Annotated in this window: 30 protein-coding genes and 2 tRNA genes; 9 read left to right on the forward strand and 23 right to left on the reverse strand. The window is 44.0% G+C overall.

The genetic code is table 11. From position 1 onward, the window contains the following. Positions 1-199: 199 nt before the first annotated feature. The gene (locus NYE25_RS13325; protein ID WP_339243088.1) at positions 200-760 is read right to left on the reverse strand and encodes a hypothetical protein; all 561 of its coding nucleotides are present in this window, start codon (positions 758-760) and stop codon (positions 200-202) included. Positions 761-877: 117 nt separating this feature from the next. Between NYE25_RS13325 and NYE25_RS13330 the strand changes: the two genes are divergently transcribed. Further along, a complete protein-coding gene (locus tag NYE25_RS13330) occupies positions 878-1366 on the forward strand; it encodes a PH domain-containing protein (protein WP_341146103.1) in 489 nt (162 codons plus the stop codon). An 82-nt stretch (positions 1367-1448) separates the two neighbouring features. On the opposite strand, the gene NYE25_RS13335 is transcribed toward NYE25_RS13330, so the two are convergent. Both NYE25_RS13335 and NYE25_RS13340 read right to left on the reverse strand, forming a co-directional pair. Then, on the reverse strand, positions 1449-2924 hold the full coding sequence (locus NYE25_RS13335) for a glycosyl hydrolase (RefSeq protein WP_341146104.1): 1476 nt from the start codon (positions 2922-2924) through the stop codon (positions 1449-1451). A 173-nt stretch (positions 2925-3097) separates the two neighbouring features. Further along, positions 3098-3514: a cytidine deaminase gene (locus tag NYE25_RS13340; RefSeq protein WP_042194350.1), complete on the reverse strand. Its 417-nt coding sequence runs from the start codon at positions 3512-3514 to the stop codon at positions 3098-3100. Between the two features lie 107 nt (positions 3515-3621). Here NYE25_RS13340 and NYE25_RS13345 point away from each other — a divergent pair, with 107 nt between their 5' ends. Further along, entirely contained in the window at positions 3622-4053 is a 432-nt protein-coding gene (locus tag NYE25_RS13345) for a NucA/NucB deoxyribonuclease domain-containing protein (RefSeq protein ID WP_341147725.1), read from the forward strand. A gap of 78 nt (positions 4054-4131) precedes the next feature. Here NYE25_RS13345 and NYE25_RS13350 read toward each other — a convergent pair whose 3' ends face one another. After that, positions 4132-4278, reverse strand: coding sequence for a hypothetical protein (locus NYE25_RS13350; RefSeq protein ID WP_156113170.1), 147 nt, complete (start codon positions 4276-4278; stop codon positions 4132-4134). Positions 4279-4427: 149 nt separating this feature from the next. Between NYE25_RS13350 and NYE25_RS13355 the strand changes: the two genes are divergently transcribed. The 3 genes from NYE25_RS13355 to NYE25_RS13365 all read left to right on the forward strand — a co-directional run bounded on the left by NYE25_RS13355 (position 4428) and on the right by NYE25_RS13365 (position 5525). Then, a complete protein-coding gene (locus tag NYE25_RS13355; RefSeq protein WP_076098563.1) occupies positions 4428-4604 on the forward strand; it encodes a YjfB family protein in 177 nt (58 codons plus the stop codon). A 140-nt stretch (positions 4605-4744) separates the two neighbouring features. Beyond that, positions 4745-5287: an ImmA/IrrE family metallo-endopeptidase gene (locus NYE25_RS13360; RefSeq protein WP_231573332.1), complete on the forward strand. Its 543-nt coding sequence runs from the start codon at positions 4745-4747 to the stop codon at positions 5285-5287. A 76-nt stretch (positions 5288-5363) separates the two neighbouring features. Continuing rightward, positions 5364-5525, forward strand: a complete 162-nt coding sequence (locus tag NYE25_RS13365; protein ID WP_179085777.1) for a hypothetical protein — start codon at positions 5364-5366, stop codon at positions 5523-5525. Between the two features lie 123 nt (positions 5526-5648). Here the strand turns inward: NYE25_RS13365 and NYE25_RS13370 are convergent, their stop codons facing one another. Next, entirely contained in the window at positions 5649-5822 is a 174-nt protein-coding gene (locus tag NYE25_RS13370; protein WP_341146105.1) for a hypothetical protein, read from the reverse strand. A gap of 108 nt (positions 5823-5930) precedes the next feature. Between NYE25_RS13370 and NYE25_RS13375 the strand changes: the two genes are divergently transcribed. From NYE25_RS13375 to NYE25_RS13385, 3 genes are all read left to right on the forward strand, one after another. Continuing rightward, positions 5931-6263, forward strand: coding sequence for a DUF3139 domain-containing protein (locus tag NYE25_RS13375; protein ID WP_341146106.1), 333 nt, complete (start codon positions 5931-5933; stop codon positions 6261-6263). A gap of 177 nt (positions 6264-6440) precedes the next feature. After that, on the forward strand, positions 6441-6935 hold the full coding sequence (locus tag NYE25_RS13380) for an RNA polymerase sigma factor (RefSeq protein ID WP_042190786.1): 495 nt from the start codon (positions 6441-6443) through the stop codon (positions 6933-6935). Then, positions 6932-7921 carry a hypothetical protein gene (locus NYE25_RS13385; protein ID WP_341146107.1) on the forward strand — a complete coding sequence of 330 codons (990 nt, stop codon included), beginning with the start codon at positions 6932-6934 and terminating at the stop codon, positions 7919-7921. The genes NYE25_RS13380 and NYE25_RS13385 overlap by 4 nt, the downstream gene beginning before the upstream one ends. Before the next feature lie 336 nt (positions 7922-8257). Here the strand turns inward: NYE25_RS13385 and NYE25_RS13390 are convergent, their stop codons facing one another. The 4 genes from NYE25_RS13390 to NYE25_RS13405 all read right to left on the reverse strand — a co-directional run bounded on the left by NYE25_RS13390 (position 8258) and on the right by NYE25_RS13405 (position 10998). Then, positions 8258-8761, reverse strand: coding sequence for a hypothetical protein (locus NYE25_RS13390; RefSeq protein ID WP_341146108.1), 504 nt, complete (start codon positions 8759-8761; stop codon positions 8258-8260). 601 nt (positions 8762-9362) lie between these two features. After that, positions 9363-9965 (reverse strand): restriction endonuclease, encoded by a 603-nt coding sequence (locus tag NYE25_RS13395; protein WP_341147726.1) that lies wholly within the window; start codon positions 9963-9965, stop codon positions 9363-9365. Positions 9966-10181: 216 nt separating this feature from the next. Continuing rightward, positions 10182-10658, reverse strand: a complete 477-nt coding sequence (locus tag NYE25_RS13400) for a GNAT family N-acetyltransferase (RefSeq protein ID WP_341124383.1) — start codon at positions 10656-10658, stop codon at positions 10182-10184. A 76-nt stretch (positions 10659-10734) separates the two neighbouring features. Further along, a complete protein-coding gene (locus tag NYE25_RS13405; protein ID WP_341146109.1) occupies positions 10735-10998 on the reverse strand; it encodes a GNAT family N-acetyltransferase in 264 nt (87 codons plus the stop codon). A gap of 210 nt (positions 10999-11208) precedes the next feature. Between NYE25_RS13405 and NYE25_RS13410 the strand changes: the two genes are divergently transcribed. After that, positions 11209-11670, forward strand: coding sequence for a tyrosine-type recombinase/integrase (locus NYE25_RS13410; protein ID WP_341147727.1), 462 nt, complete (start codon positions 11209-11211; stop codon positions 11668-11670). A 119-nt stretch (positions 11671-11789) separates the two neighbouring features. Here NYE25_RS13410 and NYE25_RS13415 read toward each other — a convergent pair. The 14 genes from NYE25_RS13415 to lspA form a co-directional block, all read right to left on the reverse strand. Beyond that, positions 11790-11863: transfer RNA gene (locus NYE25_RS13415), tRNA-Ile, on the reverse strand. 44 nt (positions 11864-11907) lie between these two features. Continuing rightward, a tRNA-Met gene (locus tag NYE25_RS13420) sits at positions 11908-11984 on the reverse strand. 82 nt (positions 11985-12066) lie between these two features. Beyond that, on the reverse strand, positions 12067-12231 hold the full coding sequence (locus tag NYE25_RS13425) for a hypothetical protein (protein WP_019909365.1): 165 nt from the start codon (positions 12229-12231) through the stop codon (positions 12067-12069). A 112-nt stretch (positions 12232-12343) separates the two neighbouring features. After that, on the reverse strand, positions 12344-13831 hold the full coding sequence (locus NYE25_RS13430; protein WP_341146110.1) for an ABC transporter substrate-binding protein: 1488 nt from the start codon (positions 13829-13831) through the stop codon (positions 12344-12346). A gap of 396 nt (positions 13832-14227) precedes the next feature. Continuing rightward, complete coding sequence (gene pyrE / locus NYE25_RS13435; RefSeq protein WP_341052319.1) at positions 14228-14866, reverse strand: orotate phosphoribosyltransferase; 639 nt, start codon at positions 14864-14866, stop codon at positions 14228-14230. Next, positions 14863-15609: an orotidine-5'-phosphate decarboxylase gene (gene pyrF / locus NYE25_RS13440; RefSeq protein ID WP_341052318.1), complete on the reverse strand. Its 747-nt coding sequence runs from the start codon at positions 15607-15609 to the stop codon at positions 14863-14865. The genes pyrE and pyrF overlap by 4 nt, the downstream gene beginning before the upstream one ends. Before the next feature lie 110 nt (positions 15610-15719). Further along, on the reverse strand, positions 15720-18947 hold the full coding sequence (gene carB / locus NYE25_RS13445) for a carbamoyl-phosphate synthase large subunit (RefSeq protein ID WP_341128910.1): 3228 nt from the start codon (positions 18945-18947) through the stop codon (positions 15720-15722). 1 nt (position 18948) lies between these two features. Then, the gene (gene carA / locus NYE25_RS13450) at positions 18949-20127 is read right to left on the reverse strand and encodes a glutamine-hydrolyzing carbamoyl-phosphate synthase small subunit (RefSeq protein WP_042190808.1); all 1179 of its coding nucleotides are present in this window, start codon (positions 20125-20127) and stop codon (positions 18949-18951) included. Between the two features lie 117 nt (positions 20128-20244). Beyond that, positions 20245-21528 (reverse strand): dihydroorotase, encoded by a 1284-nt coding sequence (locus NYE25_RS13455; protein ID WP_188114730.1) that lies wholly within the window; start codon positions 21526-21528, stop codon positions 20245-20247. 110 nt (positions 21529-21638) lie between these two features. Beyond that, positions 21639-22544 (reverse strand): aspartate carbamoyltransferase catalytic subunit, encoded by a 906-nt coding sequence (locus NYE25_RS13460; protein ID WP_341146111.1) that lies wholly within the window; start codon positions 22542-22544, stop codon positions 21639-21641. A gap of 4 nt (positions 22545-22548) precedes the next feature. Next, the gene (gene pyrR, locus NYE25_RS13465; RefSeq protein ID WP_042130202.1) at positions 22549-23112 is read right to left on the reverse strand and encodes a bifunctional pyr operon transcriptional regulator/uracil phosphoribosyltransferase PyrR; all 564 of its coding nucleotides are present in this window, start codon (positions 23110-23112) and stop codon (positions 22549-22551) included. A gap of 624 nt (positions 23113-23736) precedes the next feature. Further along, positions 23737-24990, reverse strand: a complete 1254-nt coding sequence (locus tag NYE25_RS13470) for an LL-diaminopimelate aminotransferase (protein ID WP_341146112.1) — start codon at positions 24988-24990, stop codon at positions 23737-23739. Positions 24991-25197: 207 nt separating this feature from the next. Next, positions 25198-26169 carry an RluA family pseudouridine synthase gene (locus NYE25_RS13475; RefSeq protein ID WP_341146113.1) on the reverse strand — a complete coding sequence of 324 codons (972 nt, stop codon included), beginning with the start codon at positions 26167-26169 and terminating at the stop codon, positions 25198-25200. Next, on the reverse strand, positions 26162-26674 hold the full coding sequence (lspA, locus tag NYE25_RS13480; RefSeq protein ID WP_042190823.1) for a signal peptidase II: 513 nt from the start codon (positions 26672-26674) through the stop codon (positions 26162-26164). Before lspA ends, NYE25_RS13475 begins: the two co-directional genes overlap by 8 nt. Between the last annotated feature and the right edge of the window lie 223 nt (positions 26675-26897).

Raw genomic sequence — 26897 nt, forward strand, 5'->3', positions numbered from 1 at the left:
AACAATGCCCTGCTCATCCTAATTCCCGTATTATTCCTGTGTCTATACCCCCTCGTATATCGAAGCAGTACCCTCTCAGACCTCACAAAAGGAATCGTAGCTGGCTTATTTATAGGATTGGCAGTGTTACCTCTACTCAAGCTCAAAATCGCATCAAAAAGACGCTGACAGTTGAACTGTTCAGCGTCTAAATTTCGATCTATTCTTGAACTTTCTCTGATTCAGCGGTGGACTGACCATCAGCATCGATGAGTCCTGTTGCTTCTCTTGCTTCATTAAGCTTGGAAATGCCGTATAGCATCGCGACGTCAGCGTTCTGATTCAATTCCTCGAACTTCTCAGCAGTGACCTCTGCGGAATCAGCACCTTGAGAGGCCTGTTCTTTTAGAGAATAAGCACTTTGAAAAGCAATTTTGGACTCATCAAGCAGTTTACGAATGTCTTCGGGCAAGCTAGAGGAAATTTTCACTTTCTCAGCCTGATTGGATAAGTCTGTTGCGGTCTTTTGGAATTCGTTAATCTTCTTCTCCAACTGCCTGTCCGAAAGTTCTCCTGCTGAATAAGCAGCAATAGCTTCGTTGAACTCCGTTAAAGATGATTTTCCTAATTCATCAAGCTTAGACATTTCATTGTAGAAGTTTTGCACGGTTTCCTGCACTTCTTCTTCCGAGGCAGGAGCCGATGAAGTTGAATTATTATTGCTGCAGGCGCTAAGGATGACAGTCAGCATTAGCGTTCCTATTAGTAACACTTTTTTCATTATTTATCCCTCCACTTAACAGAATAATGTCGGTTTGTGTAAAGCGCAAATGAAATTTATGTAAAATGACTATTATGTTATAATTATTTCAATTGTAATCAGGGAAGGAGAGTATTTATGCCTTATTGCACAACCTGCGGATCAGAATATAAGCAGGGCGCTAAATTTTGTGGAGAATGCGGATCTAGCATTGACGGAACTGCTCCAGTGACCACCCGTCGTACATCAGCAAATCAAAATGCTACTCAAGAAGTCGTTCTCTGGAAAGGCAAACCAGCCAGTATCTCTGATCGCCTCAAAGGAATCGTACGCCTAAACACGACTACGTACACCATTACAAGCCAGCGCATTATGGTAAAGACCGGACTTATCGGTAAAAATGTCGAAGAAATCGAATTACTGCGTGTACGCGATTTATCCGTAGCACAATCTATCATGGACCGGATGCTCGGCATCGGTACATTAACTGTATTTTCTGATGATGCCTCAGCGCCTCAGCTTCTTTTCCGAAAAATCCATGATGCCCAAACCGTCAAAGATGTTCTGCGCAAAGCTGTTCGTGACGAGAAGATCGCCAACAACATTAGCTACCGTGAACAAATCTAAGATTCTTTCACATTAAAAAAAGCCCCGAAATCCGGGGCTTTTTCGCTAATATTCCGATGCTCGAATCAGTTCGGATATCGTCTTATGGAAGATAAAACGCTCCTGCTGGAATAATCCCTTTGGGTTGGCTAGGACTTTCCCACTGCAATACAATTCGCGCGTCCCCCTCATTCTCATAGTACTCCACTTTTATTTCATGTAGCTTGCCAGCTATCAGATTCACATTGCCTTTTCGCTCCTGTCCACTCTGATTCACCCAGCTATCAATGATCAGCCCTCCATCAATCCACACCCGTACCCCGTCATCAGAGGAGGAGTAAATGGTATAGGTTTCACTATAGGCTGCAGTCAGTTTTCCACTCCACCGTACAGAGAAAGCGTCGACACGAATGGCTGGATCAGGCGAACCCTGTTTCCACGAAAATTGGATGTTAGCATCGGTTCGCGTCAGCGCTGGTGCACCGCTAAGAGTCATGTTATTGTAATATTGCCCCCATAGTCCACTCTGCAGCACACTGTCTCCCTTAGCGGCTACAATTGCCGCCTCAGCAGCATACTCTTCCCGCGTGAATACAAAGCTGTCATTCATAAAGGCTCTAATTACCGCATCGGTATTCTTCTCATAAAGAAGCTTGCCCCAGGTCATCTGATAAGACCATTTGGGCTGTGATTTAGATAGTAGTGCAGGGGACGGTAGCTCTCCATTTTCTCCAATCGCGATCACTTTTCCACGCCCCAGATCCCATAGACTATTATAGTGACTCCCCTTAAAATCCCCATCATAGATATCTAGTGCCAGCACATCTACTTTGTCACCGCTTGGGTAGTATTCGGCAGGGTCATCACTCCACTGATTTTTGGCGTTTGGGCTCCAGACCCACAATAAATTATGCAGCTTATGATAGCTGGTGAAACGGTCAAACATAAGGTTCCACAGTCCCACGTAGTTGATCTTCTTCCCCCACCAGAACCATCCGCCATTCATTTCATGATACGGCCGCCAGAGCACAGGAACACCTGCATCATTTAGTTTTTTTAAAGAAAGGGCTATCTTATCCAGATCAGCGATCAGTGCGTTGTACTGAGAGGTACCCGGGGTTATATATTTGTCAAAATCAGCGTTGCTTATGCTCGTAGATACGTTATCCCAAGCTGGCGCAGTCCCTGGCAACTGAGCGTGATAGCTAATCGTTACGATTCCACCGGCTTTATACCAGCGAATAGCACTGCTAACGACCCAATCCCGCTGATTGTCTAATAGTGCCGCCGTCTGATTATTGATTGCCCCCAGCTCATATCCGTGAAGGGCGGCGTATTGCCCGCTAGTATTTTTCAGCTTCCCATTGAACTCATCCGCGCTCTCCAAATAATCATGTTGTCCACTAATCCATCCTTTTCCTTGCAGAAAATAAAGGGTATTCAACAATTTCTGAGCAGAAGGTACCGTTTCCGAATCCGCCGGAGCCATTTGCAATTTACGATACGCGATTTGCCACTGAACATCGCTCACAAACCTCGATGCCGAATCAACCATATTTCGAAGATTGCGCTGTTCCATCCACTCTCACATCCTTTTAACTTTTTTAAGTTATAGTATGGGGACAATAGTGACATGAACTCAGCGAATGGACATGAAGTTGTAAAGTAATTTAGGACAGTGTAAGGAACTGCTGAATAAATTCACGGCTCAATAAAAAAAGGAGCCCGGCCGCTCCTGACTATATCTCCAATTTACCTCGTATATCTCAGCGGTAGTAATTCAGAAATATCATATTTAGCTAACCGGCCGTCCTCGGATACAATAACTTTGCAATCCTTCCCGTAATCAGCAATTAACTCACGGCACATCCCGCAGGGAGAAACTACTTTAATTTCTCTTTCCTCGCTGTCCGGATCAGAATGCCTTACCGCAACAATCGTATCAAATTCCTTGTAGCCTTCGGATATCGCTTTTCCAATCACCATCGCTTCTGCACAGACTGTAATTCGTCCCATGCTAGCTTCTACATGTACCGCTGTAAAGATTTCCCCCGTCTTAGTACGGAGCGCCGCCCCTACATGGTGTCTTCCCCATTCATAACGTCTAGTAATAATATCTTCAGCAGAGGCTATAAGCGTCTGATCTTCAATCGTAATCAAATACTCCATATCCAATTCCGTCCTCCTCTTATTTTTCCTAAGTATATTAAATCGCACTGCATTATGATATAAGATATACTATTTTAAGTTCCAAAAAAGGAGGAGCAGATTTGAAAATACAGAAATTACTCACCAGTCTCATCATTGTTGTGTTACTTGCTTTGGGCGGTTACTGGTATGAACAGAACGGAGATCCGGCAGCCCCATCGTCCACATCCGATTCAGAAGTTGTTCAGCTGATCTTCCCATCAGATCGTTATCCTGAGACCGCTAAGCACATTCAGGACGCGATTGCCAAAGGGGAGTCCGCGACGTGCACGATTAACCGTGAGCAGGCTGAAGACAACCGCAAAGAATCCTTAAAAGGGATCCCCACCAAAAAAGGCTACGACCGCGATGAATGGCCCATGGCCATGTGTAATGAAGGCGGCAAAGGGGCCGACATTGAATACATAACCCCAAAAGATAACCGCGGCGCAGGAAGCTGGGTTGGCAATCAGTTAGAAGATTTTGCGGATGGAACCCGCGTAGAATTTATGTTCAAATAATAAGCTAACGTGAACAGTGCTTCAAAAGAATAGCCCCATCCGGTATACCGGATGGGGCTACAATGTGCATCAGCTAGCTTAGAATAAGCAAGCTTTAGTGATGATAACCAGCAAGATGAAGAGTACCAGAATAGCTCCTGTTGAAGTAAAAGGACTACACACCGGACCTACATTTACTGGGCTTACTACAGGACCTACGTTACAACCACAATGTTCCATTCCCATAATTAATTCCTCCTAATGATTAATGACTACAGCACAAGATATGTAAAAAGGAGATAAGCTGTTTGGGCGAATTGGCAAACAAATGCTATTCACCTAATGAATTAGGTAGGCACTGTCGATAAACAGGATATACACAAAGGAGGTGCAATATGGATATAGCCGCATTATCAATGGCAATGAGCCAGGCATCCTTAGCTCAAAATGTAGGAATACAAGTCATGAATATTGCCAAAAATCAGGCTGAAACCCAGAGTCAAACGATGGTGGAAATGCTGGGCAAAAGCGTTGCTCCGAATTTAGGAAAAACACTTGATATTAGTGTTTAATTGCTTTATGCTAAGGACACACGAGAACACTCGTTCTTATGTGTCCTTATGTTTTTTACTTTACATAGCCTTCGGGCTTTTCTTTTGCTCATTTATGCGAACATACGATCCTATAACTGATTCTGAATGAGGTGAATGATATGAATAACATGAAATCCTATTATCAAATGACTGCGCTGGAGAAGTGGACAGAAGATTTATACAAGCGTCTGAACCTTACTCAGCCTTCGCAAATTTCGATTGCTTATATTGCAGAACGGCTTAATATTTGGGTTCATTATTTGGATGTAAGAAGCAAGAGCATCGAAGCATCAGCGGGGATGTACACCATGTTTATTGACAACCGGCTTCCAGCCAGTCTGCAGCGGCTAGAGTTTCTCCATGAGCTCTGTCATCTGCTCCGCCATGGTACTGATCAAATATTGATGCCAGAACATTTTACGCGGGCACAGGAGGATGAATCTGAGCGATTTATTCTTTATGCAGCTATGCCCTACTCCATGATCTCCCGCATGACATTGCCTGAGCAACGTGAAGATGCAATCAGCTATCTTGCAGCAGAATTTCAAGTGCCAAGCGAGCTGGCTTTACAGCGGATTGATCAAATTCAAAGACGTGTTTTTCAGGGGCAATTATTGGCCGTGATGGGAAGAAACGAAGAACGATTAACACATATTCAATAATGACTGCGGAGATAATAAGGGTAGTCGCAATGAAGGACCATTAATTATGGTGGAATTTCTCGCAAGGGGGATCGATATGGAAGCCATTAAAGTAATTGAATTATTGATGACTCATCCAGATTATAACGTAGATGCAGTACACCCCGAAATTCCGGATTTTGTTGGGATCGAGTCGATTGAAGTGGATCATGAAACGGGGACCTTCTCCATTTTATTGCAAGAACCCAAAGAAGACTGAAGATGATTTGTGTAAGTTCATAATAAAAGGCAGCAAGTATAGTATACCCAGGCAATTCTTTACCTACGCGGGTTACCTATCGGTAGTTAAATTGCTGCCTTATTTGTAATAGTAAGCTCTTTATTATGCGGATACAAACTGAATCACACCAATAAGAGTTAGAATGAGGAATATACCCACAACTCCCCAAATAATAAACCATAAGATTTTGAGACCTGGTAGCCTGGGACTAGTATGATTCTCCAATACCTTAATTCGCCGCTCCAGCTCCTGTATTTTTTCTTCTTGTTGCATCATTTTCTTCCTCCCTTCTAATGTGTAAATTACAAGATACAATAGATATGACATACCAGTCACAATATATTATCTTATAATATATACATTTTATCTAAATGGAGGGAATTAATGAAGAAAAGAACAAAAATAATTCTTATTACCTTCGTTATTGTATATGGAGTCGCTTCTTTAGCGCTTCAGGCCTTCCGAAATCACATGGACAATGAAGTGATTCATTATTTGGTAGATGCGAGAGATTATAAGAATGAAGATCTCTATAAAGTCTATACCCAGATTGGTAAGGCTCCCGTCGTAAGTACAACGGTTATCTTTGCAGATGAACTCCATGCAAGATACTTTTATAGAAAAGAAAAGGATCGTATTTATCAATATAGCATGGCTCTTGTAAAAAGGTTTGATCCAAACTATACATATAAACATAGTGAGGAGACCCTCCCGTAAAGGGGGAACTTCTATTATAAAGGTGCGATTGTCTCAACAGTCATGATATGGCTGCTGGGGCAATCGCACCTTTTTTAGATTCTAACCCTTGATCTAGACGCTAACAAATTTTCTCAGGAACATAATGTGACCAAATGCCGTCCTAAATGGTGTTATAGGTAAAGGGGGCATAGAATCATGCAACGATCCATGACCCGGCCGGGAAATCATGTGATAAAGAGTTACGAAATCTACGCAGATATGCTGTTCCGGATTGCTTTGGTCCATTTAGGCAGCCGCCAAGATGCCGAAGAGGCCACTCAGGATACCTTCATCAAACTGATAGAAAAAGCACCAAAGTTCAAAGACGCTGAACATCAAAAAGCATGGCTGATCCGAGTAATCACCAATCATTGTAAAACATTACTGGGCAGAGGCTGGCGCAAGCGCGAGGTTAAGCTGGAAAATGCTGAGCCGATTGCGGTAGACACCCCCGAGGATTTGGCTCTACTGCAGTTAGTTATGGCGATGCCTATGAAGTATAAAACCGTAATCCATCTTTATTATTACGAGGACTATCCCATCCAGGAAATCAGCAAGATTCTGCAGATTAGTCAGTCTGCCGTGAAGATGAGACTTCAACGGGGACGGCAACTGTTAAAACTGGAGCTGGAAGGAGTGGAATCACAATGAAAGAAGATCAGTTTCGAACATCATACAAGAGAGCGGTGGATTCTATGAAACCAGGTGAAGAGATGAAAAAAGAATTGATAGACAAACTGGAGCAACAGCAGGAACGGAAACGTCCACGCAAGACGGTTTATATCGCGGCAAGTATCGTCCTCGCCGCCGGGATCGGCTTAGCTGCACCTAATATATGGCAGCAGTTAAATGGCCAGAGTACTCAAGGGCAAATCGCTCAGGTAACTCCAGGTCCAAGCCAACCAGACAATTCTGGCACAAATGCGTCCGGAAGCATTGTTATCCCCAAGCTGGAACTGCCGGATACCAAATCTGGCGTTATGGCAGATATGATCGCTCTAGTCGTATATAAAGATAACATTTATACACAGTCTGCGACTCGAATCAACGCAGCCGATGCTGCCGCTCTGCGCGGTGACAAGCTGGGACGTACTACAGGTGGCATCGATGAATGGAGCGGTAAAGACAAATATATTGAGTTAGCTTCAAACATCGGCGAAACGGATATCTATTCCGTAAAGGGATATGATTCCGATTTCCTGATTATGTCCTATTCGGAAATCAACGGCGAGGTATTCGCCGAACTGTACGAGCATACAAACGGGATCACCGTAAACAGCGGCGCAGATCTATTTGGCAAGCTAAATCTGGAAGGTCGAATTACTTCCGCACAATGGGAAAGCTTCGACAGTTGGAACAACGGACAGCAGCAGTACACAACGCTCGCTGACGACGAGGCGCTTAATGGCTTCTTGAAGGCACTCCAAGCAGCCAAACCGCTGGCAGCAGAGTCTCTTACCGCGCAAGGCATCTACGACAGCGAAGACCGCAAGGTTCTCTATCTCCTGCTGGAAAACAACGCCAGGGTAGAGCTGACGCTGTTTGGTCAAGGGCTAGTACGTTACGGTCAGGCACCTGTATTCTTCGAGGTTGAGTCCGGGGCATTCCAGCAGCTATGGGATAGTATGAAACCATAAAAATGATGGTCGAAAACCGAGAGTACAGCGATAGGAACAACGATTGGGACAACTTTTCGGGAACCATACCCATTAGAAAAGTCTAGCTGGATACAAAAAAAGGCGCTGCTGCAAAACCATTTCATGGCTTTGCGACAGCGCCCTTTTTGTGTTGGCTGCATGGTTTGCATTGCGTCATGTCAGAATATCAGATTCTAAGTATAAAAGAGCCGTTGTAGGTTAATCCTATGATGGCTCTTTTACATGTTCAATACTGCTATGATAACGGGACTCAAAAAAAGAACGCCCACGATGGACGTTCCTGAGATTCTTATTCGTATACAACGTTTCAGCTAGTTACGCATTTACACTTTCTGTTTTACGATCCTGTCTTGTGTGTAATGTTTTCATCGCAAATCTTGCTATCGGCTGAGCAACCAACAGTTCAATCCAAAATGCTATACCAAAGTTTCTTGGCCAGATATGAAGGAAGTTTTTAAGTGGCTCTAGACTTATTTGTTTCGTCCCAACCCATGTGCCGATAATCGATAGTAAAATAGATAACACCGTAACATTCAATAAAGTATTCAACAGCACCCTAGCATTAAATCCATCGGTTTGTCCCATGAATTTTGGCATCACTTTTCCAACAATCGGCCCTGCAACTAATCTTACGGATAAAACTACGATCATCCACATAAACGGAATAACCTTTAGTGTATCTATATACACTTCCTTACTGAAGCCACGTTCCAACCCCACAATAATAGGGGCAATAGTATTTACTGAAATGATTGAAATAATGAGTGAAAATAATATACCTTCTTTTCCGTTTCTGGGCAGTCTTGTGTCTCCATGCATGTTTGTCATCTCCGTGAATCATATTTCAGATGGCAGACGTATCATGAGACATATATTTTTGGCCCAATAAAAAGACCAATATCTCTACACACTGATTTAATAATCATAGCACTTTTTTCAAATGAATGTCAGACCTCTATTTAAGTTTAATAAAACCTCTCTGCTCTTTAGTGCATTCAAAAGATTTAAACTATCCCTGCAAGCGCATGGCGATAAATCTGGTATCAGTGCATCCGTTAGCAAGCTCAAAATTCCAGCCTTCCTAATACAATAACTCCTACGATCATCACAACAATACCTTTTCTGTTTTTCAAATAGTTAATCCACCAATAGATATGAGGGCTCCACACATCATTACAACCATCAAAGATTGTCGTTCCTCATTCGCAACATCATAATTATTGAACAATAATGAAATACCTGGTTTCATTTTCTCTGCTTTATGTATTTCTTAATCAAATAAAACAATACAAATCCTAACAACACCAAGCCAAGTATGGTGATCCATAGAATCGTTGGATTCCCTACGAAAAAGTATGTATTTCTGTATTGAAAATCTTCATTGTTCATCAGTATAAAAGCTCCTTGTTCTACGAACTATCTATTTCTTCGCAACCCATCGTTTTTCAACTTTGAAGTCCTTCTTAATTACTTTATTATCCCATGACTCCAGTATAATCCTGGGCCCTGACTCAAGGATATCCTTTGCTTTATCAATCTGCCCTGACTTGAAAAAGTTTATAATTTCTATAAGGTCACTTCTACTATGTAATCTTACGGCGTTATAACTAGCAAGTTCTTCACACGCTGAGGTATATTGATTTGTTGATATTACCATGGACTTTTTTGCCCTGTAATATCTCATGGAGCTATAGATCTCTTGAACAGCTTCTAACCCTACTGGATAAGAATAACACTTTGCCTGAACAACATTTCGAACCCCCTCCCCGTCTGTAAACACTAAGTCAGATCCAAAATCTCTGCCTCCTCTCGTTTTATATGCATCACTATAACCCATGGCCAAAAATAAACGATACAGATATTCTACAAAGCCAGTTCCGTCTTCCATTCGGTCTATGTCCTGGATCGTAATCTTAAGTGGATCAATAACTAGACTTTGGGGAGGGTAACTCTTCTTTCTTGATAAAACTTTGAATACAAAAACAGCAGTAATGATAGCAAGAATAACCAACAAAATTATCATTTTTGTCAACCAGCAACCCCCATTAATATAAGAACCTCGCCAATGCCGGCGAGGTTCTTCCAAATTGCAATGCCATTACTCCCAAACCCTAGAACCTTAATATAAATTATTTGGAACATTATGTATATATGACTAGTAAGAAAAAGTCCTAGACTACTGTTGGTTTTTGGACTCACGTTTCCCGTTAGCGTAAGCCCTTGCTAGTCCTGAATATCATTAACTAAAGAATACTTGTGTTCTTCTTCCTACTTCAATTCGTTCAGTAAATTTTCCTCCTGTATATTCTTCTATTGCCTTTTTCCAAAAGAGTTGAGCGGGCTTGTTGTTATCTATTTGGTAAACTTCCCATTTTCCCTGGTGCATATCAAATATATCTTTAGCAACCAATCTCCCTAATCCCAGCCTACGATACTTCTTCGCAATAAAAAATTCAGCAATAGAAAAATATGCGTCATCTTCTTCCCGATTTTTTAATTTGACTAAGACAAATCCAACAAATTTCCCATTGAGACTGATTAAATATGGATAATTGGGGTCTTTAGACCAATATTCATCAATTGGATAATTACCATATTTACCGTTTGCCTCAAACTGCAACTCCATAAATTCTGAGAAATCATAAATATAGAATTGTAACAGGTTGCTGAGTATTTCTTTATGTTCCAAGGTTGCTATTTTGATTTCATAGTCCATGTTTGATACCATCCCTCTGTAGATTCAACTATCGTTTCCCATTAGTTAAGTCCCAAACAAACCGTGTTGCGATAAATTACTTTATAGTGTCGTGCTCATAGATTTTGGTGGGTCGTCCCCATTCGAAATTATCCAAACCGATTTCTCTGAATCCATATTTCTCATAGTAACGAATATGGTCAGTCGTTATATAAACCTTCGTATATCCCAATTGCCCCACCATTTTTCTGGCATGCTCCAACAATACTGAACCTAAACCTTGCCCTCGCTCATTCTCGTCAATGAACAGAGGAGCGATCCATGGCGATAATTCTTTTCGAATTATATTTTTATTTAACATATTCAGCAATCTCTATATGACGCTCTGGACACTCTATTATAGATTTAATAGCTTGCATTAAGTTACTCCTTCATAAATACGGTTCTTGATGAGTATCACCTTCAAAAAAAGGTGCTTTCAGATTACACCTTAAGTTAACTGCGGGAAACGGAAAGTTTATTTTAAGTTAAACTTTACTGCCTGTTAGCTTGATGAGGCGCCCGCCAGTCTATTGTGTTTTCATTGGCAATTTATACTGGAATGAGACGTGGTGAGATCCTTGGACTTTGCTGGGGTGATATCGACTTCGAAAAGAAAGAACTCAAGGTGATCCAGACGGCTAACTGGACACGTGATGGTTTAGTCATTCAACGCCCGAGAACGAATGATTCCATACGACAGGTAAAACTTTTTCAGAATATTATTGATGACCTTAAGAACGCTACAAACAAATCGAGGATTATAAAAAAAGAATATGGAGACTCATATGAGGATAATGACTTAGTATGTTGCTACCCTGGCGGAGGTTATATAAATCCAAAGGTAGCTGCTGAACCACTGGGTATGACTCCAGCGATGTTCAACAAACGATACTCACACCTACTCCCAATCATGCAGGAAGAGGCCGTTGACAAAATTGAAGCAGAACTGAATAAATACGCTGAAAAACAGCTCGAAACTGCAGAAAAATAATTCTCGTTAGCAAATCCGTTAGCAAACTTAAAATCCCGGCCTTTCCCAATCCTATTTTCTTTATATCACTAATCCTATAGACAGCAAAAAACCCTTACAAAGTAAGGGTTTTTGATAAGTGGGCCCTGAGGGACTCGAACCCCCGACCAATCGGTTATGAGCCGACCGCTCTAACCAACTGAGCTAAGGGCCCGGATCTAAAAATATCCGAATGTAGAATTGCTGTTGTAAATAAATTGGTTGCGGGGGCAGGATTTGAACCTGCGGCCTTCGGGTTATGAGCCCGACGAGCTACCGGGCTGCTCCACCCCGCGTCAGAAAAAATATTCAAACAGCGACAATAAATAATATACATTACAAATTGGGTCTACGTCAAGGAAGAATTTATAAAAGTTCTCAAGGCAGAAATCTAACCCCGTACCTTCCCTTACGGGATCGATAAATTTCTACAAAACGTGGGTCATGATAACCGTAAATCCAGCCATCTTGCTCCAATCTTTTAGCCAAACAACCTGCTTGAAATCTGGTCCTGAACAGTTTCGCGAAGTATATCCAATTCATGATGCTCTCTTCTCCTTTTCGCAAATTTATGATACACCGCTCTGAACTTATCATGCCCAAGTTCCACAAAATAAGCCACCAGAAAACTGGTGGCTTAGGGCATATTCCAGAGTCATTCACCGATCGAGTCAAAATAGACCGTGGGATCTTTTTCAAGTGTATCCAGCATGGTATTCCCTTGCTTCTCCCAAGCTTTGAGTGCATTCTCGACGGTTTTCTTCCCCTGATAAACATCAATGAATAATTGACGTCCAACATCACTAATCCGGCTAATCCCAGGCTTCTGCATCTGTAAACTGATCAATAAAGGATCCGTTGCAGGTAAAGGCTTAAGCGTATAAAAAGCTTCCAAATTTACAGAAGGGGTCTGAGCGGTAATATAATCCTTACGGGAAGTCAGTTCACTCTTGTTATGGGCTTTAATTTTCGCAACCTCATTACTGTTGACGAACTTAATCAAATCCCAGGCATCTTCCTTATTAGTAGCCGTAGAACTAATAGCCATCATATTACCAAGCCATGTTCCAATGGCAACATCCGGTTTTTCCTGAAAGGTAGGTACAGTAACCACACCCCATTTGATGGGACTGTAATTTTTGATCTTAGCAGCATTACGGGCCACTCCCGCCAGTTCATTGAGATAACCATATTCTCCAACGACCATTGCTGCTTTTCCTGTGAGGAACAGATCGCCTTGGATTGGACTGTAGGCATTCCCTTCTGTTCCTGCAAAATCCAACCCATTTAACTCAGGTACAATTTGTTTCTTAACCAACTGGCTGTAAGTAGTCCAAGCCTGATTCCACTGTGTAGTATTTACAGTCATGTGCTGACCCTTATTATCGTACATCGTAAGTTCTAGCGGTGCGACATAGCTCTGCATATCCCAGAATGGATCACTTAAGTAACGGTTCATCGAGAACCCGTATATCCGAGTTTCTTTATTAGACGACTTCTTCGTCACCTTATCTGCCAGCGTAAACAGTTCATTCCAAGTCATCTTGTCCGTTGGATAGCCCACACCAGCAGCATCAAAGATTCCCTTGTTATAAAAAAGCGCACTAGACGAGAAGATCGGCGCCAACGCAAAAAGACTTCCTCCACCCAGTTCACGAACTCCATTCAGCATCGTAGGCGCCATATTGCTTAAATCATACTGATCACGCGCTATAAGCGGCTCCAGCGATTGGACAAGATTATGATCCACCAAACTCTTCACTAATGCGCTATCACCGACGATCACATCAACAGGCTTATCTCCTCCCATAATCGCTCGGATATTTTCCAAATTGTCAGAGCTCGCGTCTGAGGAGGTGTTATTGTACCGAAGGTCATTCGTATCTATAGCCGGAATAATCTCCAATTTGATTTCTGGATGCTGCAACTCGTACATATCCGTAAACTGCTGACGAAAAAACGAATCGTCCTCCCCAGACCATAGACTCCCAATACGCAATACACGTTGCTCCACTGAAGCCTTAGAAGGCTCAGCCCAAGCCGTATTCCACCCATCAGAGATTAAGGGTAGTATCAGCGCAGCGCATACCCCAAGGCTTAACCAGCGGCGCCACAGCCGTTTATTGTTGTTTTTATGATTCATTATTATATCCTCCCATAAAATACTTGATTCTTCTACATCTTATGGATAAATAATCCATAATCCTAGTAACAGTATAAAGCTTTAATCAAGAAGGGAAGTTACAGGACGTTTAAAGTTATACTACGATTTCTTCATATTATTCTCATAAAAATGTTACTAGGAGCTTTTGCAGATACACGATCTCCACTACTAGAAGGTTTCGGCAGATACTAGGCTGATTATAATTGCACAAAGTGCAACTATAGTGCCAATTCCTCTAAGAAAAGTTAGTTTAAGTGTACAAAATACAACTATTCGTGTCTTGAATGACAGTTGAGTATGTTGTGTCTGTTAAAAAATAAAAGCCCCTCACTAAAAAGTGAGAGGCTCGCCTAAACTATAATCATTTATTTAAGCTTAAACACCAAATGATGAAGGATCTTTTCTCCAAGACTTCAGTACTTCTACGTCCGTCGATTCAATTTTACCTTGTGCAAGAGCCACATCAATCAATGTGCTGTAGTTGGACAAGCTTTGTAATGGCATTTCAGCTGCAGCAAAAGCATCCACTGCACGATCCAGCTCATAGCTGAAGATCGCGAGTACAGCCAGCACTTCTGCGCCAGCTTCTTGCACGGCCTGAGCCGCTTTGATGGAGCTTCCACCTGTGGAGATCAGATCTTCAATAACAACAACCTTTTGTCCCGGTTTAATCAGACCTTCGATCTGATTCTGCTTGCCGTGGCCTTTAGCTTTATCACGGATATAAGCCATTGGCAGGTTCAGTTTATCTGCTACCCAAGCCGCGTGTGGAATACCTGCGGTTGCTGTACCTGCGATCACTTCAGCGTCCGGATACTCGCTCTTAATAAGCTGCGCGAAGGCATCTGCAATATAGTTACGAACTTCTGGGTAAGCCATAGTCAGACGATTGTCGCAATAGATCGGCGATTTGATACCAGAGGTCCATGTAAAAGGCTCCTGGGGACGCAGTGCTACTGCTCCAATCGTAAGCAGATAACTTGCTACTTGTTCACTTCTATTTAATGAGCTCATGCTAGGGTCATCTCCTCAATAATGTTTAGTGCTGCTTGACGTGGATCTGGTGAAGCTGTAATCGGCCGTCCTACAACAAGGTAGTGACTACCCTGACGAATGGCTTTTCCAGGTGTCATAACCCGGGACTGATCGTCCAAGGAAGCACCTGCTGGCCGGATACCCGGTGTAACCGTGCAAAATGCTGGGCCGCAAGCTTCTGCGATAGCTGCTGACTCTTGTGGCGATGCTACTACACCATCTAGACCCGCATCGGCAGCCAGCTTGGCGTATCTTACCACAGTATCCGCTACCTCTCCAGCGATCCCAATTTCGTTATTCATCACTTCTTGACTCGTACTGGTTAACTGGGTAACTGCAATAATCAAAGGCATCTTAAGGGCAGCATTAGCACTAACTGCTGAAGCCGCTCCTTCGCGTGCTGCAGCCATCATGGCTGAGCCTCCTGCCGCGTGTACGTTAAACATATCAGCGCCAAGATTCGTAAGACTTTGAGCGCCACCTTTTACCGTGTTAGGGATATCATGCATTTTCACGTCAACGAACACAGAATAGCCACGAGATTTCAGCTCTTGAATAAATTCTGGTCCTGCCGCATAGAACAGCTGCATGCCTACCTTCATATAGCAAGGAATTCCTTCCAGCTTATCGATCAAGGCTCTTGCTCCAGTCACATCAGGATAATCCAAAGCGATCATCAGACGATTCGCCATCGCTTTCCACTCTACTTCTCCTACTCCCATAACCATGCTCCTATCCAGTGCAGACTACATCCACACCCTTTATTTATTAGACCCTAGGCATAGCGGAACGGTCTGCGTAAACGCAAACCGCCCTATGCATCTTTATGAGATTAGTTCAATTGTCCGACAAAAGCAGGCATGGACTGTGACGAGAAGTTAATCGTCTGCAGCATTCTGAGAAGTGCCGTCACTGTATCCAGTGAAGTCATACATACGACGCCATTTTCAACCGCTTCACGGCGGATACGGAACCCGTCACGTTCTGGCGTTTTGCCTTTAGTCAGTGTATTAAAGACGAAGTTAGCTTGCCCACCACGAATCAAGTCGAGAATGTTTGGCGCACCTTCATCCAGCTTGTTTACATTCATTACGTTGAGGCCTGCTTCTTCAAGCGCTTGTGCCGTGCCTCCAGTTGCAATGATTTTGTAACCCATGGAGTGGAAGCCCTTCATAAGTTCCACAGCTTCTGCTTTATCTTTATCTGCCACCGTAACGATGATAGCGCCTGTGGCTGGAATTTTCATCCCTGCTCCGATCAGACCTTTGTATAAAGCTTTTGCGTACAATTTATCACGGCCCATAACTTCACCGGTTGATTTCATTTCAGGTCCGAGTGTAGGTTCTACTCTGCGCAGTTTGGCAAAAGAGAACACTGGCACTTTAACCGATACATAATCGCTTTCCGGCCACAGACCTTCTGTATAACCGTCATCCTTCAGCTTGCTGCCGAGAATGATTTTAGTTGCCAAATGCGCCATTGGAATTCCTGTCACCTTGCTCAGGAAAGGAACCGTACGCGAGGAGCGTGGATTTACTTCGATTACGTACACTTCGTCCTGATAGATAACAAACTGGATGTTAACCAGTCCAATTGTTTTCAGTTCCTTAGCGATTTTAATTGTGATCTCAGCGATTTTCTCTTTTAGACCTTCATCCAGATATTGCGGAGGATATACGGCGATAGAGTCACCGGAGTGAACACCTGCGCGTTCGACATGTTCCATGATGCCCGGAATAACTACTGTCTCACCATCACAAATCGCGTCTACCTCAACCTCTTTACCTAGCATGTAACGGTCAATCAATACCGGATGCTCCGGATTCACTTTCACCGCTTCTACCATGTAGCTAAGCAGTTCAGTATCGTTATATACGATTTCCATTGCACGTCCACCTAGTACGTAGGAAGGACGTACCAGCACCGGATACCCAAGGGATTGTGCAGTTTCTACAGCTTGATCCACGTCGGTAACCGTCTTGCCTTTCGGTTGAGCGATATCAAGGCGTGCCAGCAAAGCTTCGAATTTCTTACGGTTCTCAGCTTCATCAATGCTATCAAGGCTAGTTCCAAGAATCTTCACACCAGCAGCACTTAGAGGTGCCGCAAGGTTAATCGCTGTTTGACCTCCGAATTGAACAATAACTCCAATCGGATTCTCTTGCGCAATTACGTTCATGACATCTTCGAAGAATAGGGGTTCAAAATACAACCGGTCCGAAGTATTAAAGTCTGTAGATACAGTCTCAGGGTTATTATTGATGATAACCGCTTCATATCCAGCCTTTTGAATGGCCCATACCGCATGGACTGTGGAGTAATCGAACTCAATCCCTTGACCGATCCGGATTGGACCAGATCCCAGCACGATAACCTTTTGCTTATCAGAATGAATGACCTCGTTCTCAGTCTCATAAGTCGAGTAGTAATACGGTGTAGAAGCTTCGAACTCAGCCGCACAAGTGTCTACCATTTTGAACACAGGTGTTAAACCTTGCTCCAAACGTAGCGCGCGCACATCAGCTTCTTTGGTAAATTTCCCGTTCGCTTGTCCTTCTGCACGAATCTCAGCAATCGCACGGTCTGTAAAGCCTTTACGTTTCGCTTGGTATAGAGTTTCCGCAGACAAAGTTTCTTCGCCGCGAATAACCTCTTCAAAGTTAATCAAACCTTCAATTTTGGAGAGGAACCACCAGTCCACGTTCGTAATATCCTGGATTTCTTGCAAACCGTAACCACGGCGGAAAGCTTCAGCAATCAGGAACAGACGCTCATCGTCAGGCTTCGCAAGACGTTCACGCAGCACGCTCTCTTCCAGTGTCTCTGCACCTGGCAGACGGAACCGGTGAACACCAATTTCCAAGGAACGGATCGCTTTATGAATCGACTCTTCAAAAGTACGGCCGATCGCCATTACTTCGCCTGTCGCTTTCATTTGCGTACCCAGCTTACGGTTCGCATGAATGAACTTGTCGAACGGCCAGCGTGGAATTTTACTTACGATATAGTCAAGTGTAGGCTCAAAGCATGCATAGGTCTGTCCGGTAACCGGATTGACGATTTCATCCAGCGTGTAACCCATCGCGATTTTGGCAGCCATTTTGGCAATCGGATATCCAGTTGCTTTGGACGCCAAAGCCGAGGAACGGCTGACACGCGGGTTTACTTCGATTACATAATATTGATAACTTTGCGGATCAAGTGCGAATTGTACGTTACATCCACCCTCAATATTCAGGGCGCGGATGATTTTGAGCGAAGCTGTGCGCAGCATTTGGTATTCACGATCCGATAACGTCTGGCTAGGTGCCACAACGATACTGTCACCTGTATGTACGCCTACAGGATCAAAGTTTTCCATGTTGCAGACAACGATACAGTTGTCATTAGCATCACGCATAACCTCGTATTCAACTTCCTTCATGCCGGCAATACTCTTCTCAACCAGACATTGTCCGATCGGGCTGTAACGAATTCCTGCTTTGACAGTTTCACGCAGCTCTTCTTCGTTATCGCAGATCCCGCCGCCTGTGCCGCCAAGCGTATAAGCTGGACGTACAATCAAAGGGAATCCAATTTCCTCAGCGAATTTCATTGCTTCATCTACAGTAGTGATAATGGTGCTGTCCGGTACAGGTTGATCCAATTCACGCATTAGATCACGGAACAAATCGCGATCTTCTGCTTTCTCAATGGAATCAAGCTGTGTACCGAGAAGCTTAACATTCTCTTGCTCAAGTACACCTGCACGAGCCAATTCTACAGCCATATTTAGGCCAGTTTGACCGCCCAGCGTTGGAAGCAATCCATCTGGACGCTCTTGGCGAATAATCGCAGTTACGAATTCAAGCGTAATAGGCTCGATGTACACTTTATCTGCAATATTTGTATCTGTCATAATCGTTGCTGGATTGCTGTTAATCAGTACGACTTCCACGCCTTCTTCTTTAAGGGCTTGGCAAGCCTGAGTTCCTGCGTAGTCAAACTCCGCTGCTTGGCCGATGACGATCGGTCCGGAACCGATCACTAGTATTTTTTTAAGTTTATCGTTCTTTGGCATGTTATAGAGCTCCTTTCACGGCTTCAAGCTGTAAGTTAGTTTTTGGCGCCGTGATTCTGGCGTTTGCCGCAAGTTGTGCCTGACGTGAAACAACAGGTGTCTTTGCTTTATGATCGGCAATCAATTGAAGGAAGCGATCGAACAAGTAACTGCTGTCATGTGGTCCTGGCGCCGCTTCTGGATGATATTGCACCGAAAATGCTGGGTAACGAGTATGTTTAATACCTTCAACAGTCTTATCATTATTATTAATGTGAGTAACTTCTAGTTCAGTGTTCTTCACAGATTCCTCATTCACGGTATAACCATGGTTCTGGGAAGTGATGAAGCAGCGTCCGCTTTCCAGTTCCTTCACAGGGTGATTCCCACCGCGGTGACCGAATTTCAGCTTCTCTGTATCCGCTCCACAAGCAAGTGCAAACAACTGATGACCAAGGCAGATGCCGAAGATCGGATATTCACCAAGCAATTCGGAAATCGTCTTGACAGCGTGAGGCACATCTTTCGGGTCCCCAGGGCCGTTGGACAGTAGGATACCATCTGGGTTCAGACGTCGAACTTCTTCCGCTTTTACATCATGTGGCACTACAACAACATCACAACCACGTTCGTTAAGCTCACGTAGGATACCAGCCTTCGCACCGTAATCCACAAGTACAATTCTTTCTTTGTTGCCTGGGCTGCTGTACGAACTTGCAGTTGATGTACGAGCTACCTGATTGCGCAATTCCTCAATCGTAGTATTTCCCATCATTTCCATCAGTTCCTCTACACGTTTGTTAGAGGTGGTCAGGATCGCTTTCATTGTTCCGTAGTGGCGAATAATCCGAGTCAACATCCGAGTATCAATCTCGCTGATCCCTGGAATATCGTATTCTTTCAACAAGTCGTCCACACTATATTCAGCACGCCAGTTACTAGGTACTTCTTCATGACGGCGCACTACAAAGCCGTGTACGAAAGGTCGAACAGATTCAAAGTCATCCCGAGTAATCCCGTAGTTCCCTATCAATGGGTAAGTCATTGTAACGATTTGTCCGCAATATGAAGGGTCAGACAGCACCTCTTGATATCCTGTAATTCCTGTATTAAAAACAACCTCGCCTGTCTTCTCGCCCTCAGCGCCAAATGCGGTACCTGTAAATAAAGTTCCGTCTTGCAGCAGCAATCTCGCCTGCATTCCATTCCACTCCTTCTTGTTTCTGTAGTCTAATGCTTATGCCTTACAAGCCTTCCGGAGTGAACGTGTACACAATCGCTGCATCCGTAAAGATTGCAACTCCGCCCCACCAGTCCGCTAGTTTTTCTCAGTCCATACGGCTTTGCCGTCTACCCATGTCATTACTGGCCAGCCCTTAAGCTTCCAGCCACCAAAAGGAGTATTCCGTCCTTTACTTGCGAAAGATCCTGGGTCTACTTCTTTCTCCTGCTCCAAATCAATCAGTGTCAAATCTGCAGGAGCTCCTATATCCATCACACCGGTGTTCAGTCTGAATACCCGTGCAGGATCAGCAGTCATTCTTTGTACTAGTAAGGATAAATCCCATTTCCCTGTTGCTACAAACGCTGTGTATAGTAGTGGGAAAGCTGTTTCGAATCCAACGATACCAAAAGGTGCAAGTTGCATGCCTTTAGCCTTCTCTTCCTCACTATGCGGCGCATGATCCGTAACAATCATATCTAGTGTGCCGTCAAGCAAACCTTCGATACATGCTTCAACATCGCGGCGGGAGCGAAGCGGCGGGTTCATTTTCCAATTGGCATCAAGGCCTGGAATATCTTCTTCAGAGAGCAGCAAGTGATGCGGACACACTTCAGCAGTCACTTTAATGCCGATTTCTTTCGCTTGGCGAATCAGTCGCACCGATTGTTCAGTACTTACATGGCACACATGGTAATGAACGCCTGTCGCTTCAGCCAGCAAAATATCGCGTCCAACATGGATGGCTTCTGACTCATTTGGAATTCCTTTCAGGCCATGCTTTCTTGCGAACTCACCTTCGGCTACACAGCAGCCTTCAACCAGTGAATTATCCTCGCAGTGAGCAATGACTGGCATATCCAGTGCTGCGGCGATGTTCATAGCATCTTTCATCATTTGAGCACTTTGCACGCCCACGCCGTCGTCGGTATAACCAATAGCTCCAGCTTCTTTAAGTGCTGCAAAATCAGTCAGCTCACGTCCGAGCTCATTTTTCGTAATGGCTGCATAAGGAAGTACTTTAACGAGTCCAGCTTCACGCGCTTTGTCTTTGACAAATTGTACGATTTCCGGGGTATCTGTTACTGGACGGGTATTAGGCATACAAGCGATGGTTGTAAATCCGCCTTTGGCAGCCGAACGACTTCCGGTTTCCACGGTTTCCTTGTGTTCAAATCCCGGTTCGCGTAAGTGCACATGCATATCAATGAGTCCTGGAATGAGCAGCTTGCCTTCAGCATCAATGATCTCTCCAGCCTCTGGAGCAGCTTCATTTCCATCGATTAAGGCCGAGATAACACCTTCTTCAAGTACAATATGTTTCCGCTCTAACAAGCCTTCCTTATTCAATACGCTGGCGTTTCTAATAATCACTGTCATGATTCTACCTTTACCCACAGATCCCGGCTGCGGGTCCTCTCGTTATTATATAATAAAAATTCATGTTTGTGTATATTTATTAGTCCTTATTCATCATCATTCTTTAAACTTTATAATAAAGCTCTTTCGAGAACTGCCATCCGAACCGGAACCCCATTAGACATTTGCGGGAAAATCCTTGATTGACTGCTCTCTACAACTGCATCATCAATCTCGACATTCCGGTTAACCGGAGCTGGGTGCATAATGATTGTATCTTTTGCGAGCTTAGCTGCGCGTTCTTCCGTTAAACCATAATGTCTGCGGTAATCTTCCGCGGAAAGTACGATACCAGAAGAATGACGTTCCAGCTGCACACGAAGCATCATAACTACATCTGCTTTAAGAGCTTCTTCTATGGTTACATAAGGTGCGTATTTCATAAGCTCAGGAGCCCTCATATTCTCCGGTGCACAGAATTGCACTTTAGCCCCTAGCTTTGTAAGTCCCCACAGATTGGAGCGTGCTACCCGGCTATGCATGATGTCCCCGATAATAGAAACCGTGAGACCCTTTAAATCTCCAAACGTTTTGGTCATGGTGTATAGATCAAGCAGCGCTTGTGTTGGATGTTCATTGTTGCCGTCACCCGCATTAATAAGCGGTATGGACACCTTCTCAGCTAACTGCTGCAGCACACCTGCAGGCTTCAAACGCACAACTCCGGCATCGATCCCCATCGATTCCAGTGTGCGTACTGTATCGTAGATCGACTCCCCTTTTTCTACACTAGAAGCTGCAGCCGTAAAATTCAGTACTTGTGCACCCAGTCGTTTCTCTGCCATTTCAAAGGAGAAACGAGTGCGTGTGCTGTTCTCAAAGAACATGTTAGAAATAAAATGCGAGTTCAAAATAGGAGTTAGCTTCTCACTTTGATTGTCCCAGTACGCTGTTCTGTCCAGCAACCCAGTGATTTCCGACCGGTCAAGCTCTTTTATTCCCAGCAGACTACGTTCCTTTACCTTGGTAAGTGTCATGATGTTATCGTTCCTCCCGGTTTGAAATAATGTAGACCTCGTCTTTGCCGTCGTATTCCTTCAGCGCCACTTCAATCTGCTCATGCTTTGAGGTAGGTACATTCTTACCGATGTAGTCTGGTCGGATCGGCAGCTCGCGGTGTCCACGGTCAGCCAGTACTGCCAGTTGAATCATTCGTGGGCGTCCGCAATCCATCAAAGCGTCCATCGCCGCGCGGATGGTGCGTCCAGTGTAAAGCACATCGTCGAACAAAATGACCTTCTTATCATGGATGCCATCACTGCCGGAAGTAATAATGACGTTACTCTTCACTACCGCTTCACTGCCTCCTACTTCACGGTCATCCCGATAATGCGTGATGTCGAGTTCGCCGTAAGGAATCTCGACGCCTTCAATTTCCTTGATCCGCTCAGCGATGCGCTGTGCTAGGTATACGCCTCGTGTCCGGATACCGACCAGCAGACAATTCTCAATCCCTTTGTTCTTCTCCAAAATCTCATGAGCAATACGCGATAATGCCCGGCGGATCGCCGTTTCGTCCATAATTACATTTTTCTCAGTAACCATAATCTTGTCACCCTCCACTTGTTTCGCCTGTTCAAGTTCCTGGAAATCAAAAAACTCCTTGCCTATAACAGGCAAGGAGTGAAATCCGCAGATGAAGAAGATGATGGCCGCGCGCATAAAAAGACAGTCCGGTGTATACACACGGATACCTTTCTAAGAGTCGCGAACCTCGATTCACGTTACCTTGCCAGCCTCACAGGACTGAATTAAAGGCGCTATTCATTTAATGAGAATTATGACAGAACAAACCCTGCATGTCAACTTTATCTGCCTAAACTACAACACTTTCCAAGCCTGCTTCTATTAACAACAAAAGGAAGGCGGTATTATAGGGAAAACCGGAAAACCTCCCTATAATTAGGCCACAATAGTCATTATAATCAGTTTATGCGGAATTCCTCCCTATAAATTAAAGGATTTCCTTGAATACAACCAAATATGCTGAAATAGAGGGGGAAATTCCCTATATTCTAGCGGATTGAAGCTAAAACACAAAATCAGAGGGAAGAATTCCCTATCTTACAGGCTCTATTCTACAGTAGTCTAATCCACAGTAGACTAGCCACTACATAAAGAAAAGCCACCCAAGGTTTCCCCTAGGCGGCTTCAATGTCTAACTAATGTTTAAAATTCAAACTCCACATCGCTTAAGCGTCTTTGGATTTCAGAGATGACATGTCTTTCTTCCTCTTCCCCTTTTGCAATAAAGGTAACAGAGAAACGTACAAACGGACCTGCATCATCCCAAGGCACGGTAGAGATTAGCTTCTCACGGATCAGGAATTGCGAGAAATCCTCACCGGATTCGAAACGGCGACCACCTTTGACACCCTTAGGTGCTGCAACATAAAGGAAGAAGGAGCCCTTTGGTTTCTCAGCTTGGAAGCCCAGGCTGTTCAGTGCATCTACCAAAAGGTTGTGACGACGAGAATACTTGGCAGCAATCGCTTCAGTAATCTCTGGATGAGCAAGACCGTAAGCCGCAGCTTTTTGAATCGCGATAAATTGACCGGAATCATTATTATCCTTCACATCACTGAAGGCTTTAACAACTAAAGGATTCCCTGCAACAAAGCCGATTCTCCAGCCTGTCATATTGTAAGACTTGGACAAGGAATGCAGCTCCACGCCAACATCTTTAGCACCTGGCACAGAGAGGAAGCTAAGCGGCTTCAAACCGTCATAGGTCAAGGCAGCATATGGTGCATCGTGGATAACGACTACATCATATTTTTTAGCCCATGCAACTACCTCAGCAAAAAACTCAGGAGTCGCACTAGCGCCCGTCGGATTGTTTGGATAGTTCAAGTAAAGAAGCTTGGCTTTATGAGCAACTTCTTCTGGAATTTCGTTCAGATCTGGAAGGAAGTTATTCTCTTTCTTCAGCTCAACTGTAAACACTTGTCCACCCAAGTATTTAGTGTGTGTACCCAGCACTGGATAACCCGGCACCGTCATGATCGTAATATCTCCTGGGTTAATGAAGCAAGAAGGCAACATCGCCAGTGCAGGCTTAGAACCGATCGAGTGAACTACCTCCGTAACGGGATCAATGCCTTCAACACGGAATACTTCCCGCAAATAATCAGCAGCAGCTGTCTTAAACTCAGCAATTCCATTGTCCGCATAACCACGGTTCTCTTCCTTAGCTGCTTCTTCAGCAAGCTTAGCCACGATACCTGCATCAGCCATCTCATCTGGCTCGCCTACGCCCATATCGATCAATTCAATATCAGGAAAATCCTGTTTTGCGGATGCTTTAGCACGTTTGATTTTCTCGAATTTATAAATCGAAGTGTCCTTGCCGTAGTTCGCACCGCCGATGCGGTCTGCAAAATTAGTCTGAATGAAGCTGTCTTGGTATTGTTCAATACTCATACTTTCATCTCATCTCCTGGATATCTATTCTAATTTTAGAAGAAACGGCTTCGCCGTCCCTTGGATGGCTTATGTTTCTAGAGATCCGTTTCTGTGATAAAAAATAAGGATAAAGAATAAGGCATAACCTTCTCTTTATCCTTATGTTATTAAATATGATGGAAAGCAGAGTTCAATACCATAGACTAATTATCACTTCATTTGTACTTATCTGCTACGCAATGTGAACAGAACTTCTTCCATGTCTTCCGGAATAGGTCTGCTGAATTCTTTATATTCACCTGTCGTAGGATGAATAAATCCAAGCACCGCCGCATGTAACGCCTGTCCATTCATAGCTGTTCCTTTACTGCGTCCATAAATTGGATCACCCACAAGCGGATGACCAATGAATTTCATATGCACTCTGATCTGATGCGTGCGGCCGGTCTCCAGCTGCAGCTCCAGTAGTGTACAGTCACCGAAACGTTCCATCACCGTAAAATGGGTCACAGATTTCTTGCTGTTCTTTTCCGTTACAGTGTATAGCTTGCGATCATGTGGATCTCTACCGATCGGAGCGTCAACCGTTCCTTTGTCATGCGACAAATTGCCGTGTACAACTGCTATATAGCGGCGTGTTACACTATGCTCTTTAAGCTGTGCTGCGAGCGACGCGTGACTGGCATCATTTTTAGCCACCATAATAAGACCAGAGGTATCCTTATCAATACGGTGTACAATACCTGGACGAATCTCACCATTAATACCGGACAGATCCTTGCAGTGATACATCAGTGCATTTACCAAGGTGCCTGACGGGTGCCCGGCAGCCGGATGTACAACCATACCACGCGGCTTATTTATAACAATGACATCGCTGTCTTCGTATACAACTTCAAGCGGAATATTCTCTGGGATCAAGTCTGTAACTTCCGCTGCTGGTACGACAATGGAAACTTTATCGCCTTCTGAGAGCTTATAGTTAGCTTTAACCGGTGCCCCATTAACCGTAACATGGCCACCACTGATCCACAGCTGCACCTGAGAACGAGAAATATCCTCTTCCCAAGATTCCGTTATAAATTTATCGATTCGCTCCCGCGCGTTCTCTGCTGAAACGGTCCACTCCGTGACGTCCCTCTCTTCTTCGCTCGTAGATGCCGCTTGGTGATTGACGTCTTTACTCAAATCATTCATTCCCTTCTTTTACTTCCTTTGCTTCTTTTACTTCTTTGATTTCCGTGATTTCTTCACCATTCTTAAGATCGCGGAAGGAGTCCAAAAGAATCAACCCAACCCCAATGACGATACATGAATCCGCAACGTTAAAAATCGGGAAGCTATAGCTTCCAAAATTAAACAGAAGGAAATCGACAACCTCACCACTGATCATCCGGTCTAGGAAGTTACCTATCGCTCCACCCAGAACAAGTCCAAGGGCAACCGATAGCATCTTCCGCGAATGTCTAGTTTTGTTCAAGTACCAAACGATACCTGCAACCACTACAACCGTAACTAAAAAGAAGAACCATTGCTGACCTTGTAGAATCCCAAAAGCAGCCCCGCGATTACGATGTGAGGTAATTAGGAAGAAATTCCCGATCACCGGAATCTGTTCCCCAAGCTCCAGACGTGTGGCAATGAGATACTTCGTTCCCTGATCCACCAAAAATACAATAAGAGCAATCAAATAGTACACCACAGAAGTTGTCACTCCGTTCTTATTTTTCCCGCCAAATGCGGTACGAATACTGTTATAAGACTTGTATATTGTAGCACAGCCCTTAGAAGATCGTCTATTGCGTGACACCTCTCGGGCGCTTAATCTTGGGGACTATTTTCCATCGCTAAAATAACGCCTCTCAGGTCAACCTAACAAAGAACCATCCGGTGCAAATCGGTTTGTCGGAAGGATTCTTAATAAA

It is taken from the genome of Paenibacillus sp. FSL E2-8871, assembly GCF_038000345.1.
Lineage (GTDB): Bacteria > Bacillota > Bacilli > Paenibacillales > Paenibacillaceae > Paenibacillus_AQ.